This window comes from Colwellia sp. BRX10-3 (assembly GCF_014077505.1).
Lineage (GTDB): Bacteria > Pseudomonadota > Gammaproteobacteria > Enterobacterales > Alteromonadaceae > Cognaticolwellia.
In genome coordinates this window covers 55429-80071 of the sequence record NZ_JACGWA010000001.1, presented here as the reverse complement: position 1 = coordinate 80071, position 24643 = coordinate 55429, and the positions used below count along the sequence as shown (strand labels likewise).

The 24643-nt window shown below is 38.8% G+C and carries 16 protein-coding genes and 1 other RNA gene; all 17 read left to right on the top strand.

Features of this window, described 5'->3' with window-relative positions; all coding sequences use genetic code 11:
- Nucleotides 1-25: 25 nt before the first annotated feature.
- The 17 genes from pspB (at nucleotide 26) to H4J38_RS00300 (ending at nucleotide 24474) form a co-directional block, all read left to right on the top strand.
- Nucleotides 26-253 (top strand): envelope stress response membrane protein PspB, encoded by a 228-nt coding sequence (pspB, locus tag H4J38_RS00380; protein WP_081149173.1) that lies wholly within the window; start codon nucleotides 26-28, stop codon nucleotides 251-253.
- Nucleotides 250-735 (top strand): envelope stress response membrane protein PspC, encoded by a 486-nt coding sequence (gene pspC / locus H4J38_RS00375; RefSeq protein ID WP_182128408.1) that lies wholly within the window; start codon nucleotides 250-252, stop codon nucleotides 733-735. Before pspB ends, pspC begins: the two co-directional genes overlap by 4 nt.
- 214 nt (nucleotides 736-949) lie before the next feature.
- The gene (locus H4J38_RS00370; protein WP_182128407.1) at nucleotides 950-2380 is read left to right on the top strand and encodes a YcjX family protein; all 1431 of its coding nucleotides are present in this window, start codon (nucleotides 950-952) and stop codon (nucleotides 2378-2380) included.
- Nucleotides 2377-3390 carry a YcjF family protein gene (locus H4J38_RS00365; RefSeq protein WP_182128405.1) on the top strand — a complete coding sequence of 338 codons (1014 nt, stop codon included), beginning with the start codon at nucleotides 2377-2379 and terminating at the stop codon, nucleotides 3388-3390. The genes H4J38_RS00370 and H4J38_RS00365 overlap by 4 nt, the downstream gene beginning before the upstream one ends.
- Before the next feature lie 211 nt (nucleotides 3391-3601).
- On the top strand, nucleotides 3602-4414 hold the full coding sequence (phhA, locus tag H4J38_RS00360; protein WP_182128403.1) for a phenylalanine 4-monooxygenase: 813 nt from the start codon (nucleotides 3602-3604) through the stop codon (nucleotides 4412-4414).
- A 10-nt stretch (nucleotides 4415-4424) separates the two neighbouring features.
- Nucleotides 4425-4763 carry a 4a-hydroxytetrahydrobiopterin dehydratase gene (locus H4J38_RS00355; RefSeq protein ID WP_182128401.1) on the top strand — a complete coding sequence of 113 codons (339 nt, stop codon included), beginning with the start codon at nucleotides 4425-4427 and terminating at the stop codon, nucleotides 4761-4763.
- Between the two features lie 112 nt (nucleotides 4764-4875).
- Complete coding sequence (tyrR, locus tag H4J38_RS00350) at nucleotides 4876-6426, top strand: transcriptional regulator TyrR (protein ID WP_182128399.1); 1551 nt, start codon at nucleotides 4876-4878, stop codon at nucleotides 6424-6426.
- Between the two features lie 59 nt (nucleotides 6427-6485).
- A complete protein-coding gene (gene maiA, locus H4J38_RS00345) occupies nucleotides 6486-7127 on the top strand; it encodes a maleylacetoacetate isomerase (RefSeq protein WP_182128397.1) in 642 nt (213 codons plus the stop codon).
- Between the two features lie 77 nt (nucleotides 7128-7204).
- Entirely contained in the window at nucleotides 7205-8059 is an 855-nt protein-coding gene (locus H4J38_RS00340) for a DUF3014 domain-containing protein (RefSeq protein WP_182128395.1), read from the top strand.
- A 17-nt stretch (nucleotides 8060-8076) separates the two neighbouring features.
- Nucleotides 8077-8670: a 1-acyl-sn-glycerol-3-phosphate acyltransferase gene (locus tag H4J38_RS00335; protein ID WP_259365351.1), complete on the top strand. Its 594-nt coding sequence runs from the start codon at nucleotides 8077-8079 to the stop codon at nucleotides 8668-8670.
- A gap of 90 nt (nucleotides 8671-8760) precedes the next feature.
- Nucleotides 8761-8857: signal recognition particle sRNA small type (ffs, locus tag H4J38_RS00330), an RNA gene on the top strand.
- 68 nt (nucleotides 8858-8925) lie between these two features.
- Nucleotides 8926-9993, top strand: coding sequence for a site-specific integrase (locus H4J38_RS00325; RefSeq protein WP_182128393.1), 1068 nt, complete (start codon nucleotides 8926-8928; stop codon nucleotides 9991-9993).
- A gap of 712 nt (nucleotides 9994-10705) precedes the next feature.
- Entirely contained in the window at nucleotides 10706-10876 is a 171-nt protein-coding gene (locus H4J38_RS00320) for a PEP-CTERM sorting domain-containing protein (protein ID WP_182128391.1), read from the top strand.
- 1021 nt (nucleotides 10877-11897) lie between these two features.
- Nucleotides 11898-13652, top strand: a complete 1755-nt coding sequence (locus H4J38_RS00315; protein WP_259365350.1) for an alpha-amylase family glycosyl hydrolase — start codon at nucleotides 11898-11900, stop codon at nucleotides 13650-13652.
- A 133-nt stretch (nucleotides 13653-13785) separates the two neighbouring features.
- On the top strand, nucleotides 13786-16443 hold the full coding sequence (locus H4J38_RS00310) for an alpha-amylase family glycosyl hydrolase (protein WP_182128389.1): 2658 nt from the start codon (nucleotides 13786-13788) through the stop codon (nucleotides 16441-16443).
- A 624-nt stretch (nucleotides 16444-17067) separates the two neighbouring features.
- Nucleotides 17068-20088: a TonB-dependent receptor gene (locus H4J38_RS00305; protein ID WP_182128387.1), complete on the top strand. Its 3021-nt coding sequence runs from the start codon at nucleotides 17068-17070 to the stop codon at nucleotides 20086-20088.
- A gap of 111 nt (nucleotides 20089-20199) precedes the next feature.
- The gene (locus H4J38_RS00300) at nucleotides 20200-24474 is read left to right on the top strand and encodes an alpha-1,6-glucosidase domain-containing protein (protein WP_182130019.1); all 4275 of its coding nucleotides are present in this window, start codon (nucleotides 20200-20202) and stop codon (nucleotides 24472-24474) included.
- Nucleotides 24475-24643: the final 169 nt, after the last annotated feature.

Genomic DNA, 24643 nt, shown 5'->3' with positions numbered 1-24643 from the left:
TTAGGCTTAATAAAGGAGAGAAGTTGTGGATGAGATTATCGTCGCCCCAGTAATTATATTTATGGTCGTAGTGGCACCTATTTGGTTAATATTACATTATCGTAGTAAACGCCAAATTAGCCAAGGCTTTAGTGAAGAAGAATATATTCAACTTACTGAGCTATCTGAATTAGCCGACAAAATGGCAGATAGAATAAAAACATTAGAAGCTATTCTAGACGCTGAAACACCGGAGTGGAGAAATAAATTATGACCAGCAAATCCCGAGGTGAGTTATACAGAAATACGAACCAAGGAAAATTAGCTGGTGTCTGTGCAGGCATTGCAGACTACTTTGGCTGGGAGTCTTGGTTAGTTCGCATACTAGTGGTTTCTGGTGTGTTGTTAGGAATGGGTTGGTTTATTGTTATTTATATCGCTGCTTGGTTTATATTAGATAAAAAACCAGCCAATGTTGGTCATGTTAACCGCAATGCCCAAAAGGGAAGTTTTGCTCAGGGCAGCCAATATCAATCTAAAAATACGGCGGGCTCGCAACAACATGATGCCGATGAAGACATTACCAATGAATCGATTAAAGTGAAATCGCGAATTTGGCAAGCAGGAGAGCCCCCTAAACAAGCATTTCAAGATATTAGGCGTAAATTTAAAATCTTAGAGTTAGAGCTACAAGTTATTGAACGCTACGTTACTTCGCCAGAATATACCGTTTCTCGAGAAATTAATAAGCTATAAAATTAAAGCGGCCTAGCCGCTTTTTTATTGCCATAACATTAATGATAAAACCAGATAAAGTACTGTAACCATAACTTAAAAACCGCTAGTATCAAGGTCAAAGATAGTTGTGTTGGACTCATTAATGACCTGATTAGAACCTTTGTGCTAAACAGGGAGCTACGAATCATTATTATCTTCAACGTATTGAAAATTAAAAAGATAGCATTCAAGCATGGCATTTATTAATAAAGCAAAGTTAGAAAAGTTAAAACAAAAAGCCAGTGACATTGTTAATCGCTCTATCGATCAACATGTAACACTTGCCGTGACAGGGCTTAGCCGCAGTGGTAAAACTGCATTTATCACCTCACTCGTTAATCAGTTACTTAATGAAGGTAGTAATTCGCAGCTCAGTTTTTTTAATGTTGTTCATCAAGGGCGTTACATTGCTGCTAAACGTGTGCCGCAAAAGCACCTTCATATTCCTAGATTTGAATATGACGGCGCGTTATCCGCACTTTGTCAGTCGCCGCCTAAATGGCCTAAACCGACAAATGGCATTAGCGAGTTACGCCTAGCGGTTCGTTATCAGCCAAAAGACTCTTTACTTAAATATGCCACAGAGTCAGCAACACTCTATATTGATATAACAGATTACCCTGGCGAGTGGTTGCTCGATTTACCTATGTTGTCGCTGACGTTTGAAGAATGGTCACAACAGACCACAATGCTACTTAAGCAGGCACCAAGAAGTGAGCATTCAAAGGCATTTTTGGATAAATTAGCAAAATTTGATCCCTTCGCCAGTGTTGATGAAGCGGTGTTAGCGCAATTATCACAAGAATATACTGATTTATTGTTACTTTTTCGTCATCAACTTGGCTTATCAGTAATTCAGCCTGGACGCTTTATACTTCCCGGTGAGTTAGAAGATGCGCCAATATTGCAGTTTTTTCCTTACAGCGAATTTGATGGCATAGACAGTAATGACTATCAAAATGCGAAAGATGACTGTTATATCGGTATGTTACGCGCACGATTTATTGAATATAAAGAGCGCGTAGTTCGCCGGTTTTATAAAGAACATTTTATTAATTTTGATCGGCAAATCGTGCTTGCTGATTGTTTAACGCCATTAAATAAAGGCCCTGAAAGCTTTGCAGACTTGCAAAATGCCATGGCGATGATCATGGAAAGCTTTCAATATGGACAATCGAGTCTATTGTCACGGTTATTCTCTCCAAAAATTGATCGATTACTTTTTGCCGCAACTAAGGCCGACCATGTCACACCTGAACAACACAGCAACTTAGTTTCATTGTTAAATAAGCTTGTTTTTCAAACCAAGCAACAGCTAAGTTTTGATGCCATTAAAATGAAAACCATCGCTATTGCTTCGGTTAAAGCAACTAAAGTGGGCAAAAGCCAATATCAAGGTCAAAATATTCCGGTTATTAAAGGGCGTCAGTTAAGTAATGAACAAATGATCACGTTATTTCCTGGTGCTGTGCCTTCGAGTATTCCAACGCTTGATTATTGGCAAAAACAGCCATTTAATTATATTGCTTTTTCTCCTATTGAATCGGCCAATATTGATGAATGTCTACCACATCTTCGTATGGATCAAATGTTGCAATTTTTGCTTGGGGATAAATTAAAATGATAGAAAAAAAAGAAAAATATCAACAACAAATATTATTTGACGCCGTAGATATTGCTGACAGTCCAATAAAAGAAAATACACCGCAAATTATTGTTAGCGAGCATGACTGGGTTTGTGATGAGCAAACAGAAAGCGTTGACGACAATATAGTTATTGAATCCAAAAGCCCAAGCTGGCTTTGGCGTACACTAGGATTAGTGTTTATAACCTTAGTCGGTGTTGAGGCGGTACAGTTTTTTATTAACGGTTTTAGTCAATCGCCAATCATTGCCAGTTTATATGCTATTTTACTGGCCGGTTTATCACTTATTTGTGGGCGAACGGTTTGGCGTGAGTTTTCCGGACTTAGACAATTTAAGTATCAGCAAAATATTAAACAACAAGCACAAGATATTATCAATGGAGAAGGTCAAGTTGATGCCGCAAGCCTTTGCGATAAAATCTCCAAGCGATTACCAAGTGACTTGGCTGAATTTGATCACGGCTCATGGCAAAAATTAAATCTTGAAGAATACAACGATGTTGAAATAATGCAGCTTTATGCTCGCAATGTTTTGTCTCAGGTAGATCAAAAAGCATTAAAAGAAATCGCAAAGTTTTCCTCTGAATCTGTTGTTTTAATTGCACTCAGTCCAATCGCCATTATTGATATGCTGCTGATGCTATGGCGAAATTTACGTATGGTTAATAAAATAGCGTCTTTATATGGCTTAAAACTGAGTTACTGGAGCCGAGTAAAATTAATTAAACAAGTTATTGTTAACATGGCATATGCAGGAGCAAGTGAATTAGTGACTGATTTGGGCGCTGACCTGTTAGGTGTTGAGTTATTAGGGAAATTATCAGCACGCATGGCACAGGGCTTAGGTGCAGGTATGTTAACGGCACGACTAGGGCTAAAGGCAATGCATTTATGTCGACCTATTCCCTTTACCGATGATGCTCCTAAACTTGGCCATATACGTCAAACAATCATCAGCCAAGTACAATCGCTAGTGAAAAAAAGTTAAATAACTTACTGAAATTTAATGTTAATTTATTTACTGTATATTTATATGTAACATAAGTGTTACACCTTCATTGTTCTGGTGGAAAAATAGCCACTTTGAAAGTCGTGCTTTTTCTACTGATGTTGCCTTACTATTGTGACAACTAAAGTAGTTTTAAATATCAATATAAAATTAATAATAAATTTGATATTCACTCAGTAAGGTTACACGAATGGCAAAGGCGACTAAGTACGTTTCAAAGGTTGCAGATGAACATGGCAACATTGCATGGACAGCGGCAGAAAACAAAATTTGGCAAGCGTTAATTACGCGACAGCTATCAACAGTACATGATAGCGCATGTGATGAATTCATCGAAGGCTTGAGCAAGTTAAATCTTCCACAAGACCGTATTCCACAATTAGAAGAAGTTAGTGCGGTATTGAGAGCTGAAACAGGATGGAGTTGTGAGCCAGTGCCAGCACTGATTGGCTTTGGTGAGTTTTTTCGCCTACTTTCTGAAAGAAAATTCCCCGTTGCGACATTTATTCGCTCCGAAGAAGAGTTTGACTATTTACAAGAGCCCGATATATTTCATGAAATATACGGTCACTGTGCTTTACTCACCAACGAGTCGTTTGCTAACTATACTCAAGCTTATGGCATGATGGGTTTAAACGCATCGAAGGAGGACCGTGTGTTTTTAGCGCGACTTTATTGGTTTACTGTTGAGTTTGGTTTGCTTGATACCCCTAAAGGTTTGCGTGTATACGGTGGCGGTATTTTGTCTTCTCCAACGGAAACAGAATATGCATTAAATGATAAAAATGTAGAAAGAAAACCACTCGATGTTTTAGATGTTTTAAGAACACAATACCGCATTGATATTCTACAACCGGTTTATTTTATGCTGACGAAAGTTAGTGATCTTGATGAGATAAGAAAATTAGAAGTTGAAGATATTATGGCGTTAGTAGAGCAAGCGAAAGTTATTGGTCTACACCCAGCAAAATTTGAATTAAAAACAACCGCAAAAGCAAGTTAAAGGAAATTTTATGAGTGGCGAATTATCAAATCAACAATGTGAAGCATGCCAAGTAGATGCACCAAAAGTTAGCGATGACGAATTAGCAAGTTTATTGGCGCAAATACCTGATTGGGTGCCTGAAGTGAATAACGGCGTTATGATGCTAGAACGTGTTTATAAATTTAAAAACTATAAGCAAGCATGGGCTTTTGCAAATAAAGTTTCTGAATTAGCAGAAAATGAATTTCATCATCCGGCGATTTTATTAGAGTGGGGCAAAGTAAAAGTTACATGGTGGACTCACGCTATTAAAGGGCTACATAAGAATGACTTTATTTGTGCTGCCAAAACCGATCAACTTCTGTAACGTTTACTTACAACAATAATATCTAGCCTCCTATCAAAGGGGGCTTTTTTTTGTTGTAAAAAATAGTTTACAATGGCGCTATCAGATTATGTTGTTTGCTTGAGGTTATTAAATGCGTTTAGAGATTGGCTGCCAAGACCGAGTTGGTATTGCACAAAGTGTATTGGCAATATTTGTTGAGCGCGGAATTGACCTGCGTGGTATCGAGTTAAAACAACCGGGAAAAATTTTTATTAACATCCCAGACTTAGAGTTTTCTGAGCTGCAGAGTTTTATGCCGCAATTGCGTTTAATTGATGGTGTTGTCGATGTTAAAACAACCCCTTACATGCCGTCTGAGCGCGAGAGAAATGAATTTGAAACCTTAGTTAAAACATTTCCTGACCCTTTTATTTCGATTGATAACAAGGGCCAAATTCGAGTAGTAAATAATATTGCTGCGCAAATAATATGTGAATCTTTAGAACACATTATCGGTGAGCATGTTGGACAATGGCTAAAAGGCTTTAATTTCTCGCGCTGGCTAGATGGCGAAGAAGTTCTCGCCCAAACCCGACGTGTAAAATTTCAAGAAGACGATTTTGTTGCTGATATTATTCCTATTCATATCGCTGAGGGTAATGAAAGGCAAGTACTTGCTGGTGCCGTATTAATATTAAAATCAGAAGCAAGATTAGGTCAGCAAATTAGTGCCTTTAAAAAGGCCAACGAAAATGATTTTAATGGTATTCAATCAAACAGTAGTTCAATGCGTAAGCTGATCCGCGAAGCAAAGCGTATGGCTTTGCTCGACTCGTCAATGTTAATTGTTGGGGAAACAGGCACAGGCAAAGAGTTATTGGCTCGCGCTTGTCACGCGGCCAGTGATCGTACTGACAAGCCTTTTATGACCTTAAGTTGTGCAGCATTACCCGATGATGCCGCAGAAACTGAATTATTTGGTTCAGGCGCTGCAGGACAAGCAAACAGTAAAAGAGGTATTTTCGAATCAGCAGACGGGGGCACAATATTTTTCGATGAAGTAGGCGAAATGTCAGCCAAGTTACAAACTAAGGTGTTGCGCGTCATTCAAGATGGCACTTTTAGACGTATTGATGACGAAAAAGAAATCAAAGTTAATGTCCGTATTATCGGTTCAACCAATAGAGACTTGCTCAACATGGTTTCTCTTGGTGAGTTCAGAGAAGACTTATATTATCGTTTAAATGTTTTAGGGCTTAATATTCCATCGTTACGTGAACGACGTTCAGATATTGTGCCTTTAGCGGAACTTTTTGTCGCTAAATTCGGTCAACGTGTAGGTAAAACACATGTTACTTTTGATAAAGAGTGTCTGGAATTTATTGAGCACTACCCATGGCCAGGTAATGTTAGGCAACTTGAGAATGTGCTAATCCGAGCTGTATCGTTAATTGAGGGTAATATCATCATGACTTCACACTTGCAGTTACCCGCGTATACACGTGAGCATGGATACCTTGAGCAAGATTTTGAAGGCACTTTAGATGCGGCAGTGAAAAATTTTGAAGCGGATTTATTGAGAAAACTCTACCCAGCTTATCCAAGTACGCGACAATTAGCCAAAAAATTGGGGCTTAGTCACACGGCCATTGCCAACAAATTACGTGATTATGATATAAATAAGAAAACCGTTAAAATTTAACGCTAACGGGCCAGTATCGCGATGTTAGTTTATTTGTAAAAGTTATTTGAGTATTAAATATGAAATTATATGGTTATTGGCGTTCATCTGCAGCGTATAGAGTACGAATTGCTATGCACTTAAAAGGTTTGGCATTTGAATCAATTCCAGTTCACTTAGTTAAAGAGGGGGGCGAGCAGCATAAAAATGAATACGCTGAGTTAAATCCGACGCATTTAGTGCCTACCTTGATTGATGAAGATGTTACCCTACATCAGTCGATTGCGATTATTGAGTACCTAGATGAAAAATATCCCTCAGTTGCTATTTACCCTAAAAATATTGTTGCCAAAGCAAAAGTAAAGGCACTGGCGCTTGATGTTGCTTGTGAAATACATCCGGTAAATAATTTGCGTGTACAGCAATACCTAGTTAAAAATTATTCACTGCAAGAAAGTGATAAACTTAACTGGAGCCATCATTGGATGAATTTAGGTTTTACCGCGGTTGAGCAGCAGTTAAAAGTAAACTCGGGCACATATTGTTTTGGCGATAATATTACTATGGCTGATATTTGTTTAGTGCCACAAGTTTATAATGCTTATCGATTTAATCTTGATATGAGTAAATTTCCAAATATTTGTCGCGTTGCTCAAAATTGCAATAAACATCCGGCATTCATTGCGGCTTTGCCAGAGAATCAGGCAGATGCACAGATCTAAAGTAAGCTATCGTGTGATATTTAAATACAAAAATTTATCATTTGCTATTCCACTTCTTACAAAGAACAAGGGTTATTATGTCAATTGAAAATACTGAACAAAAACAAACGCCTTGGGTTGTTATTACCATAATTATTGCCGCTATAATCGCTTTTGTTATTTATTTCTATGTGACTGCTCCAGATGATAATAAAACTTCTGATACAGTTTCAACCACTGTTATTGCACCAGTTCAAGAGCCAGAACTTGAAATAGTACCTGAGTTAAACGAAGCAGATTCCACGGAAGTGCCGGTTGAAGAAGACACTACTGAGATTGTACCTGAAATTGTATTACCGACATTAAATGAGAGTGATACTTGGTTCAGTACTAAATTGCCGACGTTAACTTGGCGTAAAGAGTTACTGAAACTGGTGGTAACTGAAGATATGATCCGCCGTTTTGTGGTATTTACTGATAATTTTAGCCAAGGTACCTTGGCCTATGAACACACCCCTTTAATTACCCCTAATGCGAAATTTACTGCACTAGCAGAGCAAACAGAAAATGGTATTAAATGGCAGTGGGATGAAAGTAGTGCGGATAGATTCAGTAATTATGTCGACCTATTACGCTCAATGGATAGTGAAATGCTTGTGCAATGGTATGTTGAATTGAAACCGTTAATTGATCAGGCATATGGAGAGTTAGGTTACCCAGAACAAGATTTCACTGAAGTATTACATAATGCAATAACCAAGGTTTTAGACATGGAAATACCTAAAACTCAACCCGAATTAGAACGTCCTAGCGTTATGTATAAATATAAAGATGAATCCTTAGAGTCTTTAGATGATTCTGAAAAGTTATTGTTAAGACTAGGTAAAGAAAACTTACTTGTTATCAAGTCAGTACTGCTAGAAATTAACGAAAAATTAGCAAGAGCGCGTTAAGTCTTGGTGAAAATTAAATGAATAAATTGCAAGCGCCGACTGTACCTAAGTGTATAGCAACTCGCGATTATGGCATTTTAAGACGATTTGCAAGTCAAACCATGGTGCGCTTTGGCTGGAAAATTACCGGAGAGTTGCCTCAGCAGCCAAAGTTTATACTTGCTGTGGCACCTCATACCTCAAATTGGGACTTTTTCGTTGGTATTGCGGTTATGTTTTCATTAAACCTTAAAGTATCATTTCTGGCTAAGGGCAGCATTTTTTGTTGGCCAATAAAATCGTTATTGACCGCTATTGGCGGTATTGGTGTTGATCGTAGTCATAGTCATGGCGTTGTAGGTCAAATTGTTGAAGAGTTTAAAGCGCATGAGCAATTTATTTTAGGACTCGCCCCAGAAGGAACTCGCAGTAAAACCATTGAGTGGAGAACCGGATTTTTACATATCGCCAAACAAGCTAATGTTCCTGTGGTACCGGTAAGTTTTGATTTTGTTAAAAAGGAAGTACGATTTCATCCTGCGGTTTTTATAAAGGGAGATATAAATCAAGAGTTAGTCGAATTTAAGCAAGTATTTGCTGATGTTTGTGCAAAAAACCCACAAGCAGTCTGAATTTAGTAACTAGCGCTTGCAACCAAGCAATTGATTAGCGATAATTCGCGCCGCGCTAAAGAGATTCTTTCAGCGCTTCTATGGTGACCCTTTTGGTCCCTCCGCAATGATACTCTGTGAACTCGGCCAGGTCCGGAAGGAAGCAACCGCAGCAGACGACTCATGTGCCGGAGTGTGGCTATTAGGGTTGCCACCCAATCTTTTATATTCAATGACTTACACGCCTTTTAGCAATTTTGCTACATGGAGTGCTACATGCTTACGACTAAAATTCCTTATCTTCATTGCCGTAATGGTATTTATTACTATCGAAATCAGTCCGTTTGGAAGTCCTTGAGAACGCGTTGTAAGAAAGAAGCTTTTAGAAAAGTTAGTCATATCCTATTTGGTTCATCGTCAGCAGTAAACGACACTGCTCTGACAGAGCCACCCGCTAAACCTAAACAAATCACATCAACTACAAATCTTATCAAAGCCTATTTAGCGGAAAACGGTAATCGATGGTGCGCTAGGGAATATACTCGTATTGAAAGCTCTCTAGCTTTTCTACCTAAATGCGTAATTACCCGACAAATAGCTATAGACTTGAAAGCCTCTATCTTGGTGATTAAAACTGCTACCACCTTCAATCGTTACCTGAAATATTTCAATGCTCTATATCGCTGGATACTCGCCAATAATGCTTTGATAACTGAGAACCCCTTTGAAGGCTTAAAAGTTATTGAGAAAAAGAAAAATATATCAGAAGGTCGTAGAGCTTACACACCAGAGCAATTGAGGGTGTTGCTTAAGTTTGCTGATAGTTATGGAAAAGGTGATAGGCGCTATTGGCTTATTATGATTGGGCGTTTTACGGGCGCAAGAATGAATGAAATATGCCAGTTAAAGCCTCAAGATATAACTAAAGATGTTATTCATATTCGAGGTGATGTTCTCAAAACTAGTAATGCAAAACGGTCTATTCCTACTCACCCTAAACTTATTGAGTTGGGCTTGTTAGAATGGGTAAGTCAATGCGTTGGAAATAGGTTGTTTCATCAATGGACTGTTGTTAAAGGAAGTTACAGTCATGCTGCTAGCCGTTGGTTCAGTAGAAATAATCCTTCTAAATCAAATGTGACAGGTGAAAAGGCAGACGTGGATTTTCATTCTTTGAGACATACCGTTGCTACAGAGCTAAAATATGCTGGCGTTGCTAGCCAATATACTGCTCAAATACTAGGGCATAGTAATGGGAATATTACTTATGATAGATATGGTAAAACAGTAACTTTTGAAAGACTTAAAGAGTCAATTGAAATAATCGGAATTACAACAGCTTAATGGAAGTCTAGAGTCACTGTCGCTAAGGCTCTCTTCAAGTCCAAGTTGCGGTTGGTGTTTCGCCACTTAACGCTAATTAATGCCACTTTGAAGCTTTAGCTTTTGTGTTCCTAACGTCAACTGTGAGCCCTAGATTTAAAGATCACTTTGTGCGCAAAGCGGAACTAATATTTTGAAATTTCGAGTATTTATCGAAGTCAACTGAACACCAGTTAGTTGACTTAAGCAGCTAGGCAGCTAATTGATCATCATTTGTATAGCAGACGTTCCAAAAATCACTTTTGATACTCATTTCATGATCAAAAAAGTAAAATATGGTTATAAAACGGTAACAATCGATATGACGGCTGCAAGCTCACTCCTGCCGTTGGTGTATCATCTTGTAATGCTGACTTTTTCCTCAGAGCATTCTCTTATATTAAGCCAAATTAATCTCATGTAACGTTAACTTTGATACAAGAGTGGGCATTTCAATAATTATTTTCATGACTTGTCTATACTAAATTAAGTACTAGTCAGAGCTAATGTTAGAAGATGATTTCAAGTAGTAGAAAATTATTATTATCCAATAAGTGTCGTAATTATTTACACTTTAATATTGTTCAATTATGATTTTATTTTAACTCACTGATATTATTTGAAGTTTTTTTTTGGTGTGATTTTTGCTTAGTTAAAGACTGGTTAATAATAAACAACTAAAAGGACATTCTTAATGAACAAGATTTTAGCCGGATTGACAGTTATTCTTTTATTGACTCCGAGTTTGGCGTTAGCTATATCGTTTGAGGGACCTGAACCGACTCAAGTACCTGAACCTACTTCGTTGGCTTTATTTGGTTTAGCTATTGCAGGTATTATCGCCAGCAGATTACGAAAAAAATAAGTGTAATATATCAGAGTTCTGCGATTCAGATGGTTTCGTAGGATTCTGCTCTTTAATAACCTTCAAATTTCATTAAGAATTTTCAAATTAATTAATCAACTATCTTCATATTCACTTTACTTCGTGACTGGTGGCTTTGTTCACATTCAGACATAACGGATTATTGGCATTAAGTAATCTTCAAAAGACTCATGTTTTTATCTATGAGGAACGTCCGCTAATAGGAAACGGCTAGCGTAATTTGTTTGTTCAGACATGTCCGCTGTAGATCAAAGCATACAAAGATTTTCAATATAAATTTTCTAATGCTAACTTCAGCAATGTGGCAAATAGAGAAGTTAATTGTTGTTTATGCGGTAAATTTTATCATGTTAAACACAATTGATTTTGCTACATGAACTGCTACAATTTAACTCTTAATTCACATAGTGTATTTCGTTGAAAGGCAAGCTGGAAGCAACCGCAGCAGACGACTCATGTGCCGGAGTGTGGCTATTAGGGTTGCCACCCAATCTTTAAAGTACCTCTTAAGTCAGTAAAAGCAATACTTCATCTTCAACGAAATCTAGAAAATATTCTATTAGATATCACAAGTAAGCTTGTCCTAGAAAAATCACCTTATTTATCTAAGTAACTTTTTTCAACAGGCTCTAGACTAGCATGTGAAAACAACGTATTTTTCTTAATATTTTCGAGAAATGAACATTGAAGTCCATTGTACTCAATCTTTTAAGTTCAATTATTTACCCAATCTAAAAATCAGAGATTATAATCATCTAAGTTATAAACCGCTATATCGTTTTCACTCCTATCGCGCAATAAATACATCTAATCAAATGACCAAGTTAATTATACCCCACAGGTCGGTAATATATGAATACGTATGTAGATGCTTGTAATAGATCTGGCTAAGTAATTAGGATACAGCATTACAAATAATAACTTATAAAATATCAGCTGAACCTTTCTTTACTAGTGATTAGTGCCAACAATGGCTATTAGAAAAAAGGATAGTAATGATATGAAAAAGGATAATTCCACTATGAATTTTAGCCGAGCATTGACCTTAACATCTGTCAGTACTATTTTATCTTTATCTATTTTTGGCTGCACATTTTCAGTAAAGCAGCCCTCAAATTCATCCATAATATCAAATCAACAAAACCCTGTATTTTACGGAACTTTGAATCCTTATGCTTCTGAATCAGTGTATTTCTTATTAACTGACAGATTCGTTGATGGTGATAAAACTAACAATCATGAAGCGCAAGGCGGAAAATACCCAAGTTTCGATATTCCACTTAACGGCCCTGATGGACAACACGCTAATGTTGGCTATTTAGGTGGTGATTTCAAAGGTGTATTAAGTAACGCCGAGTACATTAAAAATATGGGCTTCACTTCGGTTTGGCTAACACCGATATATGACAATCCAGACCAAGCTTTTAATGGCGGCGAGAAAGTCGCTTTTGGTGAGTATTACAAAGATGGCGGAAAAACTGGTTATCACGGCTATTGGGCCAATAATTTTTACCAAGTTGATGAACATCTACCGTCAAAAGATTTAAGCTTTGCTGGCTTAACTAAGCAACTTAAAGATAAGCATGATTTAAATTTAGTGCTCGATATTGTCGCTAACCATGGCTCACCTTCATACAGCATGGTAGAAGATCAACCTAAATTTGGCGAAATATATGATCAAGGCGGTAAGTTAGTTGCCGATCATCAAAATATCTATCCTGAAAATCTCGACCCTAGTAACCCGATGCATGCCTTTTTCAATACCCATACTGGCCTGGCACAACTATCAGATTTAAATGAAAACAATGAAGCTGTGCTAGATTATTTTGAAGGAGCTTATCTTAAGTGGATAGCACAAGGCGCCCATGCGCTTCGTGTTGATACCATTAAAGAAATGCCACATCACTTCTGGAAAAAACTCTTTGGCCGCATTCGTCAGCATCATCCTGATATTTTTATTTTCGGCGAAAGCTACTCTTATGACGCAGAATTTATTGCTGAACATACTCGTTCTGAAAATGGTGGAGTTAGTGTTTTAGATTTCCCTGGCAGAAAAGCGATCACCGAAGTATTTGAAAATACTGATAGCGATTTTAGCGATATATTGTCGTATCTACATCTAGATGACGGTGTTTATCAAAACCCGTATGAGCTAATGACTTTCTACGATAATCACGACATGGAACGCATGAATGCCACTGATGAAGGCTTCATCGATGCCAATAACTGGTTATTTACCGCTCGAGGAATTCCTGTAGTTTACTATGGCTCTGAAATCAATTTTATGACTGGCAAACCTGAGCATAAAGGTAATCGAAACTACCTAGGTCAGCAAAGAATTGAACAAGCTAAAAATCACATTATACATAATGAGTTAACCAGTATAGCCCATGTTAGAAAAAGCTCAGTTGCCTTACAGCGGGGCTTACAAGTTAATGTCGACTTTAAAGATGATATGGCGAGTTTCTATCGTGTTTACCAAAACAATGGTGATAACCAAACCGCATTAGTGCTGCTGAATAAAGGTAATAGTGAAGCCGAGTTCACTCTGGACAAAATGCTGAGTACAGGATTATGGACCAATGCAATGACTGGTCAAGAGTATCTTGTTGATAACAATGATTTAGCCTTGAATATCACAGTAAAATCACATGGCGTAGCAGTGCTACTACTTAATAGCGCTATCAATAATTCTGAACTACAAACACAGCTCCTTAGGCAACAAAGCAAACTCCACGAAGCAGTTTCACAATAAGCTCAACTGTGATTGGAAATATGACGAACATATAGAAAAATTTTTAAAGATAACCAATTGATATTTCTAATAATCAGTTTTGTTTTGTATTCAAATTAATGGCGGCTGTTCAGGAACTTAATCGGGAGAAATTATGTATATTAGTATTCACAAACGTCCTATTGATCTTTTAACAGCGCTGTTTTTAATTATGCTCGCTGGCAATGGCTGTAGTGATAATGTTCATAGCGAAAAAGCAAACCTAACTAATGCCTGCGATGCATCAATCGCAGGCTGCGTAGATGGCCGGTTAATACATGTTCCTTCACCAGAATGGCAAGATCAGATTATTTACTTCCTCATGATTGATCGCTTCAACGACGGTGAACCCGCTCGAAATGATCAAGGTTATAACCTCTATGATCCTACAAAAGAAAGCCACTATAGCGGTGGTGATCTGCAGGGGGTTATCAACAAATTAGATTATATTCAAAATATTGGTGCTACCACCTTATGGACCACACCACCTGTTACCAATCAATGGTGGAATGCAGCACAAAATTATGGCGGCTTTCATGGTTATTGGCCAATAGATCACAGAAAAATTGACCAGCATTTTGGGGATTTAGATACTTACAAAAATCTATCTCACGAGCTCCATATCCGGGGCATGTATTTGATCAAAGATATAGTTATCAACCATACGGGAAATTATTTTGATTATGACCATGAATACGACCCAAATGACCCCACCGTAGGCTTCGAATTTGTTGGCAATAATATCCCCACTTCAGCGCCAACTATGCCACCGCTAGATATGAATAATGCCAATAACCCAGAACATGTTAAGGCCGACATTTACCACTGGACACCACTTGTGGTTGACCTCGATGACCCGGTGCAGGAATGGACATACCAAATGGGGCGATTAGACGATATCAACACCTCTAATGAATTAGTTCGTAAAGCATTTAAAGATGTTTATAACTATTGGATAAGAGAAGCTGGTGTTGATGCTTACCGTATCGACACAGTGAAATATGTTGAACATGATTATTGGTACGACTTTTTGCACGCGCAAGACGGCATTCTTAATACCGCAGCCGAAACAGGCAGAGACAATTTTCTTACTTTTGGCGAAGTTAAAGATGTTTCTAAACCTTTGTCAGATTCTGCAGAGCGCAAACTGTTAACTTATTTGGGCACGGAAGAAAAACCAGAATTATCCTCAATAATTGGCTTTCCCTTGCACGAAGAACTGGGCCGGATTTTTTCCGCAGGTCGCCCAACCAGTTGGCTTACCTTTCGCGTTAAAGCACACTTAGAAGTTTATCCTGACCCTTATATCGTTCCCAACTTCATTGATAACCATGATACCCCTAGGTTCCCTGGCAGTGAGGCAGGCATGAGGCAAGCGCTAGCGTTAATTTTTACCATCCCAGGTATTCCGGTGATTTATCAGGGGAACGAGCAAAATCATTTTGATTCGCGCCAAGCCATGTTTGCCGGTGGTTACCTAACGGATACCGACCAATTTAATCAAGATTCCGAACTATTTAAGTTCACTCAAACCCTAGCCAAACTTCGTCAAGGTGACAAATTATTTAGCCGTGGTTCAATGGAATTACTGGCTGATAACCCTACTAGTGCTGGCGTATTTGCTTACAAACGCAGCTACAAAGGCGAGCACGCCTTTATCATTATGAACACTGCTGAGCACACCACCTTACTGAATAATATGCCAACAGGCTTGCCTGACGGGCAGGTGCTACAGCCTATTTTCTCAGACAAACTTGGCAACAATACAACCACCTTGGTTGTTGGGCAAGATGGTACTCTGACCACGGAAGTACCTGCTAGGGGGCTGCTAATATTCAAAGCTGAAAATAAATCTAATGCTGAAGCAGTTGCAGCTCACAGTATTAGTGTTGATCAGGATTATCGCAAGAAAACGCTAAAGGAGAGCGTCACAATCAGTGGCTCAATCAGTAAACCAAATAGCACATTAGCGCTAGTCGTTGACGGCAATCTTGATAACGTAACAAGTATCACCGCAGATGCTAATGGTCGTTGGGAGACCACATTACCAGTTGTTGACTTAGGCACTCATAAACGGTTCTTCGAAATGTATTCTACTGAGCTTAATGCCGCGAGCGAACGCCAGCAATATAACGAAACCGTAGTTAAAGCCAATTGGGATGTAGCGTTTAAAGATGGACTTAATGATGACAATGGTCTTTCGGGGAACATTTTTCCTCCAAGTGAATCTACCTTTGGCAAGCAAATGGATATTGAGGCCGTTCGTGCCCGTAGTGCTGGAGATACATTACTGTTAGATATTACTATGCATGAGCTCACTGATATGTGGGTAGCTTCCAATCATTTGGATCATGTCGCTTTTACACTCTTTTTTGATTTTCCAGGCCTAGAGGGTATAAAGCCCTTATCTACATTACAGGCAGAGGCACCAGATGGTTTCCTATGGGATTTTTCTCATGTGCTTTATGGCTGGGGCAATTTCTTATTTGACAGTAATGGAGCCACTGCTGATAAACCCGGACAAAAGCTTGGCACTGCCCCTAGTGTCGAAGTAGATAAAGATGCGCGTACTATTACGTTAGCTTACAGCGCTTCGGCGCTTGGCCAAGACGGTTGGGCAGGAGCCAAAATCTATCTTACAACTTGGGATAGAGCGGGCGAGGGCGGTATCCGAACCTTGACTCCTGCAGGAGCTGACTGGGAATTTGGTGGTGGTGAACGCAGTGACCCTTTGATTTTGGATGATTTACTGATTGAGCTTCCTACCCCATGACAACCACCAAAAACAAAAGCCTGCTATTTGTCATTTTAACCTTTTTAGCGCTTTCGATTATTAATAAAGCTCACACTATGCATCAAGTAAAACTAGTGCAAAAATTCAGGCGAAAAGTCGACTTTACTCGATAAGAAAAGCCATTATAGGTGACAACACTAAGTGAATATAATGCCTATGGTGTTAAGTGCCCTTTGCAGATAAGACAATTAAATTTTTATTTTCATCGTGTGAGCCTATTTTAATGAGTTATTTAATCTGCTTTTGATGTTAGCGATTTATGAAGATAGAGCACAATTGTATGCATACGTATTCATACATGTATCGATTCTTTGTATGTAGAAGCTAAAATCGCTAGTGATTTTTTGTAAATCAGTTCTTCTTATATTTAATGTTTACTTAGTTGTTTTCAGTTCCTGCAGTGCTTGCCGGCATCTAGGCCTATTTTTCAAACAACAATATTACTGAGCTACCAAGGCAATTATTGTTGGGTTGTGCCGAATAGGAATACGTATGCAGTCTATATCTATTATGTTTTATGTTTTCTATATTGGTTTTAATCAATAAATCAGTGGTGAGGCTGATCTACAAATAGAATATTCAGGGATGAATCAAGGGGGAACAATGTCTAAAATTAAGCCAAGCTTTAAACTCAGTAATGTTACTTTAGCTATGATGACTAGTGGTTTGATTGCTTATTCTGGAGCTTTGTATGCTCAAGAAGACAATCAAAAAGAAGTAGCAGAACAAGTTGAAAACATAGAAGTACCAGAAAAAATGGAAGTAATCGAAGTGACAGGCTTTCGTCGCTCACTGATACAATCCATTAACCAAAAACGTTTTGCCGATACAGTAACCGAACAACTCAGCGCAGATGATTTAGGTAGTTTACCTGACGTTTCTATGGCGGATGCATTAACACGCTTACCTGGTATTTCTGCAGTCAGAACTGGTGGGCAGGCGGCTGAAATTAACATTCGTGGTATGTCAGGTGGTTTTGTTTCTACAACCTTAAATGGTCGCGAACAAGTCTCTACTGGCGGTAAACGTAGTGTTGAATTTGATCAATATCCGTCAGAGTTAATTTCAAAAGCGGCAGTTTATAAATCACCTAAAGTTTCATTAATTGAAGGTGGTGTTGCTGGTACGGTGGAGTTAACCACTGCTAGCCCCTTGTCTAACGAAAAAGATCACAGCTTTAGTATTAATGCCCGTGGCATGTATAACGATTTAGCCGCAGATGTGCCAGATGCAACATCTACAGGTCATCGCTTTAGTGTTTCATATCAAGGTAAATTTGCCGATGAAACGCTAGGTGTTGCTTTAGGCTATGCTCGTTTATTTCAACCAAGCGCTACTGCGCAATTTGTCGGTTTAAATTACAGTAAACTACGCGACGTTGATAATCTTGATAATGACACTAACGGTCCGACTAAAGATAACGGCGTTAATATTAATAAAGAATACATCAGCGAAGGTTTTGAGATACAGCACAAAGGCGGTGAAGAGACCCGCGATGGTTTCATGGCAACGCTTGAATGGCAACCTACTGATAACTTCAAACTTAAAACAGATGGTTTTTATTCAAAGTTTACCTCAGAAGAGTTTGCTCGTGGTTTTCGAGTGAAATTTGAAGGAGATCAAGCCGCGATTAGTAACCCTGTGCTTCATGAAAACTCTGTTATTGGTGGCAACATTAGCCGTACAACGAACAGCGCAACTCGCATTGAAATTGTTAACGATGATAATTCTGATGTTGATGAAGTGCAAAGTTTTGGTATTAATGCCGATTGGCAAATAACAGAACGGCTAAATATGAATATGGATTTATCGTATTCATCGGCAAATAGTGAATTTCAAAATGGTTTAATTTGGGCACTAGTGGCACAAGATGCTAACGCGGATGTTCCTAAACTTGATAGCAACGTATCTATTAACTACTTATTGAATGGTTTAGACCTACCTGATATTGGCTTAAACCAAGCTGGCGCTTTTACTGATTTAAACAAAGTAATGGTAAGTAAATACGGGATCTATCCGTATGTTAATTCAGATGAAGTAAGCGCTGTTCGAGTTGATTTTACGTATGAACTAGACAACGATTACATTACTTCAATTGAAGTAGGCGCGCGTTATTCAGAACGTGAATACAGTAACGATCGTTCGGTATTTGAATACGGTAGCGATAGCTCGTTAAGTTCATTAGAGGCGCCACTTCGCATTACTGAGGATATGGCGACAATTGTTAACTGGAGTGGCAATTTTTCAAACTTCCCAAGCTACCTAGCGTTAGATCAAGATAAAATTTTGAAGGCTTGGTTCCCTGATGGACGTCCAAATCCAGTACAAACTTGGGGTGATAAAGCCAGCGGTGTTATTAACGGCGCTGCGATTGGTAAAACCTCTGACTGGACGATGAAAGAAAGTGGTCAAGTATATGAAGATGTTCTGTCAATTTATGTGATGGCGAACATTAATACAGAAATTGCGGGCATTCCAGTCACTGGTAATTTTGGCGTGCGCATGGTGGAAACTACGCAAGCGTCAACATCATTGCAAGATGTTGGTTTAAGTACTAAGAAAGATCAATACGGGCAAGATATTAAAGATGCACAAGGTAACCCAATAGAATTTGCTAACGCTGAATTGGGTGCTCAGTTTATTACTGATGAAGTGGGTTTAATTAACCAACGTTATTTTTCTACTGTGATCAGCAATACTTACAGAGACTATTTACCACAGATCAATTTAAATTTTCAGTTAAGTGAAAGCGATCAAATTCGTTTTGCTGCAGCTAAAGTCATGAGTCGCCCGAACATTGAACGTTTAGCATCAAACTCTAGTTATAATATCAATGTGGTTAATACTGATGGTGGCAGTTATGCCAAAATTAGTGGCCAAGCGAAAAATAGCCCTCATTTAAAGCCGTTTTACGCCAATCAATATGATATTTCTTATGAAAAGTATTTTACTGAAACCGATGGTAAATTTGTTGCGGCTGTTTTTTATAAAGACATAGAATCAGCAGGTATTATTACCCAAACCATTACAGAGTATGACTTTGCTGGTAATGGCTTTGCTGTACCCGAAGTCTATACCGATCCATTGAGTGGTATACCCTTAGAAGTCAGAAATGGTGATTTTGAAACGGCATTCAACGACGAAGCGGGCGGTTATATTCGCGGTATTGAGTTAGGTTATACGCAAATATTTTCATTCCTGCCTGAGTTATGGTCTGGTTTAGGCTTTGATGCGAGTTATTCACACACCGAAAGTGAAATACAACAAATATCACAACTCGGCCAACAAAATTTAGCTATTTCACTACCGGGCTTATCTGAAAACGTACTGCAAACTACGCTATTTTGGGAATACCAAGGCTTTGAAACCCGCTTAAGTGTGCGTTATCGCGATGAATTTGTTTCCGAACAAGTTGCTGTGGAAGCACAAACGGTCAACTACGATGGCGAAACTGTCCTTGATTACCAAGCATCTTATCAAGTAAATGATAATTTAGGTTTAGTTTTCCAAGTGAACAATTTAACCGACGAACCTACCAAAAGTTACTTTGGCGAAACCGCTCAAACTGGCACGTTACAATATTTTGGCCGCCAGTTCTTTTTAGGTCTCACTTATTCATTGTAAGCATAGTTAAAGAGAGTAATGAAAATGAAAATAAAAATATTCAAACAACTTAATGCTAACAATAGATTAGCGTCATATAGTGCTCGAAACTCGGGCCAACGGAGTTCTGTTATGTTTACTTACAATGCATTTATTAGGCTAGCGACAGTAGCGTTATTTAGCTTAGTGTTATCAGCTTGTGGTGGTAGTGATGCAACTGAGCCCGGAAAAGTATTATTAAGCTGTGATGTGCCCTTGGTGCCAGATGAAACCGGCTCAACTTGTGTTGCACCCAAACCTATTCAATGTGCTGCACCAACAGTCCCCGATGCCTTAAATGAAAGTTGTGTTGTTGGCGTAGATCCTAACGCGGCTATTCCGGTATTTTTTCCTGCTGAGAATCAAGCCGTACTTTATTACAACCGCACCGACGAAAACTATGCGGAATATAAAGTGCATAATTGGAACGACACCACTTGTGATGCCTATGCCGACGATTCACTTGCCCCAAGCTGGGACAATGGTTTATCTCTAACTGGTATCGACCCAGTATATGGAGCTTATTGGGTATTTAACCTAAAAGAAGGCTATAACGAATGTGGTAACTTTATTGTTCATAAAGGTACCGATGATGCTGGCAAAGAATTTGGTGGCGGAAATTTTAAAATGCCACTTATGCAAGAAGATGAAACTTATCAGCGCATGAATTTCACCATTTCTGGTGAAGGTTCGGTGTTTGAGTTTCCTATTGAATCTTTAGGTGAGCAAGCGTTAAAAATAGCCGATTTTGCGGGGCATTGGATTGATGTAAATACCTTGGTTTGGAACGCTGCGAATGTGAATGTTGCTAAACTGCATCATTCAGCAACAGCTGGCATTGCCGCTGATCCTGAAAACAATGGTCAAGTTAATGGTACCGCGTTGGAATTAACGCCAATTAACTTAACTGATGAACAAAAATCAGCAGCACCATTAGTGGCTGATTGGCCAGCTTATAGTATTGATTTAAGTATTGATGAAGCTAAAGCTGTTGCCAAAAATCAGTTAGTACTAGTAGGTTATGATGTGGACGACATTCCGATTGCCGCCACTTATGTGCAAGCAGATCTGATTTTAGATGACTTATATACTAAAGGCGATAACGATGCTGATGAAGCCACGTTAGGTCTAGTTTATGAAAATGGTACTGTATTAGTTTCTGTATGGTCACCGACAGCTCAAAACGTAAATTTAAACGTTTATGATAGTGCAAAAAACCTGACAGCAACTCATCAAATGAGTGAAGACTCAGCTACGGGTGTTTGGTCATATCAAGGAGACGCGAGTTTAGACCGCCAATACTATCGTTTTGAGTTAAGTATTTATCACCCTCAAAATAAAGCGCTTGAATTGATTGAAAGTACCGACCCTTATTCTGTGAGTTTATCAACTAACGGTGAATACTCACAGTTTGTTAATTTAAATGACCAAGACTTACAGCCTGAGGGATGGGAAGGTCATGCTGTAGCGAGTATTGAAAATTATGAAGATGCGGTAATTTATGAAGGTCACATTCGAGATTTCAGTATTAATGATCAAAGTACCAGTGCTGAAAATCGTGGTAAATTCTTAGCATTTACCGAACTTGACTCAGTGCCAATGAAGCATTTGAAAACCTTAGCTGACAACGGTTTAACTCATTTTCATATGTTGCCTGCCAATGATATTGCCACCATCAACGAAGACGCGGCTAATATTATTGACTTAAATAGCACTGTTCTTGATTTATGTAAAAAAGACTTCCAAGCACCGCCTTGTTATCAAGGTATTGACGATCAAACGTTACGTTCAGTGCTCGAAAACTATGACAGTGCTACTGATGATGCCGCTAAATTGATGGAATTTGTGCGTAATTTTGACAGTTTCAATTGGGGTTACGATCCTAAACACTTTAATGTGCCAGATGGTATTTATGCTTCAAGCCCTGAAGGGGTAACACGTATTAAAGAAATGCGAGCAATGATCAAAGGCTTGCATGACACTGGACTGCGCGTAGTTTTAGATGTGGTTTATAACCATACTAATTCATCAGGTTTATGGGATAACTCAGTACTCGATAAAATCGTCCCAGGTTATTATCACAGCCGTGATGTAATCACGGGTAGCGTACAAAACAGTACTTGTTGTAGTGATACTGCGCTTGAGCATAAAATGATGGATAAATTGATGGTGGATTCATTAAAGCAATGGACTACACAATATCAATTTGACGGTTTCCGTTTTGACATCATGAGCCAAGGTTCGAAAAATCAAATGTTAGCGGCGCGTGATGCAATACAAGCTCTTGACCCTGACAACCATTTTTACGGTGAAGGCTGGTATAAAGAAAGTCGCGGCTTTGAACGTGCAGACCAAGAAAATATGGCCGGCACTGAAATGGGGACTTTTAATGATCGTATCCGTGACGGCATTAGAAACGCTGCCTTATTCAATAATGAAGACTCTGATGGCGCCTTTAGCCAACAAGACATTGTTAAACTCGGTATGGCTGGTACGTTAACTGACTATGTTTTGAAAAACTTTAATGGTACCGATGCAGCCGGTAGTGCTTTTGGTATGTACGCCAAAGACCCCGCTGATGTGATTAACTACATTTCAAAGCACGACAATGAAACCTTATGGGATCAACTGCAATTTAAACTAGATACTGGCATGAGCATGGCTGAACGTGTTCGTACACAAAACGTGTCTCAGTCTATTATATTGCTTTCTCAAGGCATTCCATTTTTACAAATGGGTGGTGACTTCCTGCGCTCTAAATCATTAGACAGAAATACCTACGATGCGGGTGATTGGTATAACTTAGTTGATTTCACTTTAACCGACAATAACTGGAACAAAGGTTTGCCTATCGACAAAGGCGGTCGTAGCAATGATGACTTAATACATCTTGCGACCACTCCTGAGGCCAAGGTTTATGGCAGCGAAATGATGTTCGCCTCATCAGTATTTAACGAGTTTTTAGCTATTCGCTCAACTAGCCCGTTATTTAGATTGACGACAGCAGACGATATTATCAACCGTGTTGGTTTCCATAATATTGGCAAAAATCAAACCCAAGGTTTGATTGTTATGAGTATCGACGACGGCACTGGTTTTGCTGACATAGATACGAATTACGATGCTGTTGTGGTAATCGTTAACGGAAGTAACAGTGAGAAAATTCATACAGTTGCTACTGCAGCTGGTTTCACTTTACATTCAAAGCTTGCCAATTCAATTGATAGCACAGTGGCTAGTGCTAGTTTCGCTGCAGGTGAAAATGAAGGTAGCTTTATCGTGCCGGCATTAACAACGGCTGTGTTTGTTAAATTACAAGGTGAAGCTCAAGGTGCCGGTTTATCTGCGTATGCAACCGCTGGCGCACCAGATGTTGTGCCTTACGCTGATAGCATTCCTTTAGTTCGTGGTGACATGAATGGTTGGGGTGAAACTGACAGCCTAGTTTATAAAGGTGACGGTATTTACCAAGCAACAATCACTTTAAATGCTGATAGTTACGGTTTTAAAATTGCCTCAAGCGATTGGTCAACGGTTAACTTAGGTGCGCCAGGTACAGGTGGCTTAGTTACTGAAGGTGAAACGTTCACCTTATTACCGGGAAGTAATGACAACCTCAGCATTAACATTGCAATAGATGGTACTTATATCTTTGAATTGGATGCTTCTAACCTTGATGCTCCGACATTAACTGTTACCAATGAAGAGCCATTTGTTGGTACTGCCGTCTTTGTACGCGGCGACATGAATGGCTGGAGTGAAGATAATCCTTTCACTTACATTGGTGGTGGTAAATATCAAACTACTATTAGTATTAGTGCTTCAACACCTAGTTTCAAAATAGCATCAGCTGACTGGTCAACAGTTAATATGGGGGCGCCTGCGGATGACATGGAAATAATTGAAGGTGAGCAACAATTATTGTTATCAGGCAGTAATGATAACTTCAGTATGGTCTTTACTGAAGATGGCGATTATACCTTTGTTTTTGACGCGTCAAATTTAGCCGAACCAACGCTAAGTATTTATGCCGCAGAAATGTATGCTGGCACGCCTGTATTTGTAAAAGGTAGTATGAATGGTTGGGGTGCTGTAGATGAATTGAGCTACCTTGGCAATAGCACTTATAGTGTTGAAATTGACCTTAACGCTGAGGCTTATGAGTTTAAAGTTGCCGATGCTGATTGGAGTAATATTAATATGGGCGCAGGCGAAAATAATATCGTTACTGTAGGCTCAGCAACTGAGTTACTGCAAGGCTCACAAACTAACCTTAGCTTAACCATTGCAGAAGCAGGTACGTACATTTTTACTGTTACGGGCCCTAATCCACAAACACCAACCATAACATTAACCAAGAAACCTTAGAAATCCTAGATTATTGACGTTAGTTATTTTAATGGTTTTTCTAAAGCACCCTATATCTAGGGTGCTTTTTATTACATAAATTATGTCAACGTATTGTTTTTTTAATTGCATCTATCTGTTTTTGCATTACTTATTCATGAGGGATTTGTCTGCGGATATCAAAAAATCA

What these genes read in the sequence shown, in the direction of transcription:
- tyrR (WP_182128399.1), top strand. Translation starts at nt 4,876, where the DNA reads ATGCGTTTAGAGATTGGCTGCCAAGACCGAGTTGGTATTGCACAAAGT.
- H4J38_RS00365 (WP_182128405.1), top strand. Translation starts at nt 2,377, where the DNA reads ATGATAGAAAAAAAAGAAAAATATCAACAACAAATATTATTTGACGCC.
- H4J38_RS00315 (WP_259365350.1), top strand. Translation starts at nt 11,898, where the DNA reads ATGAAAAAGGATAATTCCACTATGAATTTTAGCCGAGCATTGACCTTA.
- H4J38_RS00300 (WP_182130019.1), top strand. Translation starts at nt 20,200, where the DNA reads ATGTTTACTTACAATGCATTTATTAGGCTAGCGACAGTAGCGTTATTT.
- pspC (WP_182128408.1), top strand. Translation starts at nt 250, where the DNA reads ATGACCAGCAAATCCCGAGGTGAGTTATACAGAAATACGAACCAAGGA.
- H4J38_RS00370 (WP_182128407.1), top strand. Translation starts at nt 950, where the DNA reads ATGGCATTTATTAATAAAGCAAAGTTAGAAAAGTTAAAACAAAAAGCC.
- H4J38_RS00355 (WP_182128401.1), top strand. Translation starts at nt 4,425, where the DNA reads ATGAGTGGCGAATTATCAAATCAACAATGTGAAGCATGCCAAGTAGAT.
- H4J38_RS00340 (WP_182128395.1), top strand. Translation starts at nt 7,205, where the DNA reads ATGTCAATTGAAAATACTGAACAAAAACAAACGCCTTGGGTTGTTATT.
- H4J38_RS00325 (WP_182128393.1), top strand. Translation starts at nt 8,926, where the DNA reads ATGCTTACGACTAAAATTCCTTATCTTCATTGCCGTAATGGTATTTAT.
- maiA (WP_182128397.1), top strand. Translation starts at nt 6,486, where the DNA reads ATGAAATTATATGGTTATTGGCGTTCATCTGCAGCGTATAGAGTACGA.
- H4J38_RS00320 (WP_182128391.1), top strand. Translation starts at nt 10,706, where the DNA reads ATGAACAAGATTTTAGCCGGATTGACAGTTATTCTTTTATTGACTCCG.
- H4J38_RS00310 (WP_182128389.1), top strand. Translation starts at nt 13,786, where the DNA reads ATGTATATTAGTATTCACAAACGTCCTATTGATCTTTTAACAGCGCTG.
- H4J38_RS00335 (WP_259365351.1), top strand. Translation starts at nt 8,077, where the DNA reads ATGAATAAATTGCAAGCGCCGACTGTACCTAAGTGTATAGCAACTCGC.
- H4J38_RS00305 (WP_182128387.1), top strand. Translation starts at nt 17,068, where the DNA reads ATGTCTAAAATTAAGCCAAGCTTTAAACTCAGTAATGTTACTTTAGCT.
- phhA (WP_182128403.1), top strand. Translation starts at nt 3,602, where the DNA reads ATGGCAAAGGCGACTAAGTACGTTTCAAAGGTTGCAGATGAACATGGC.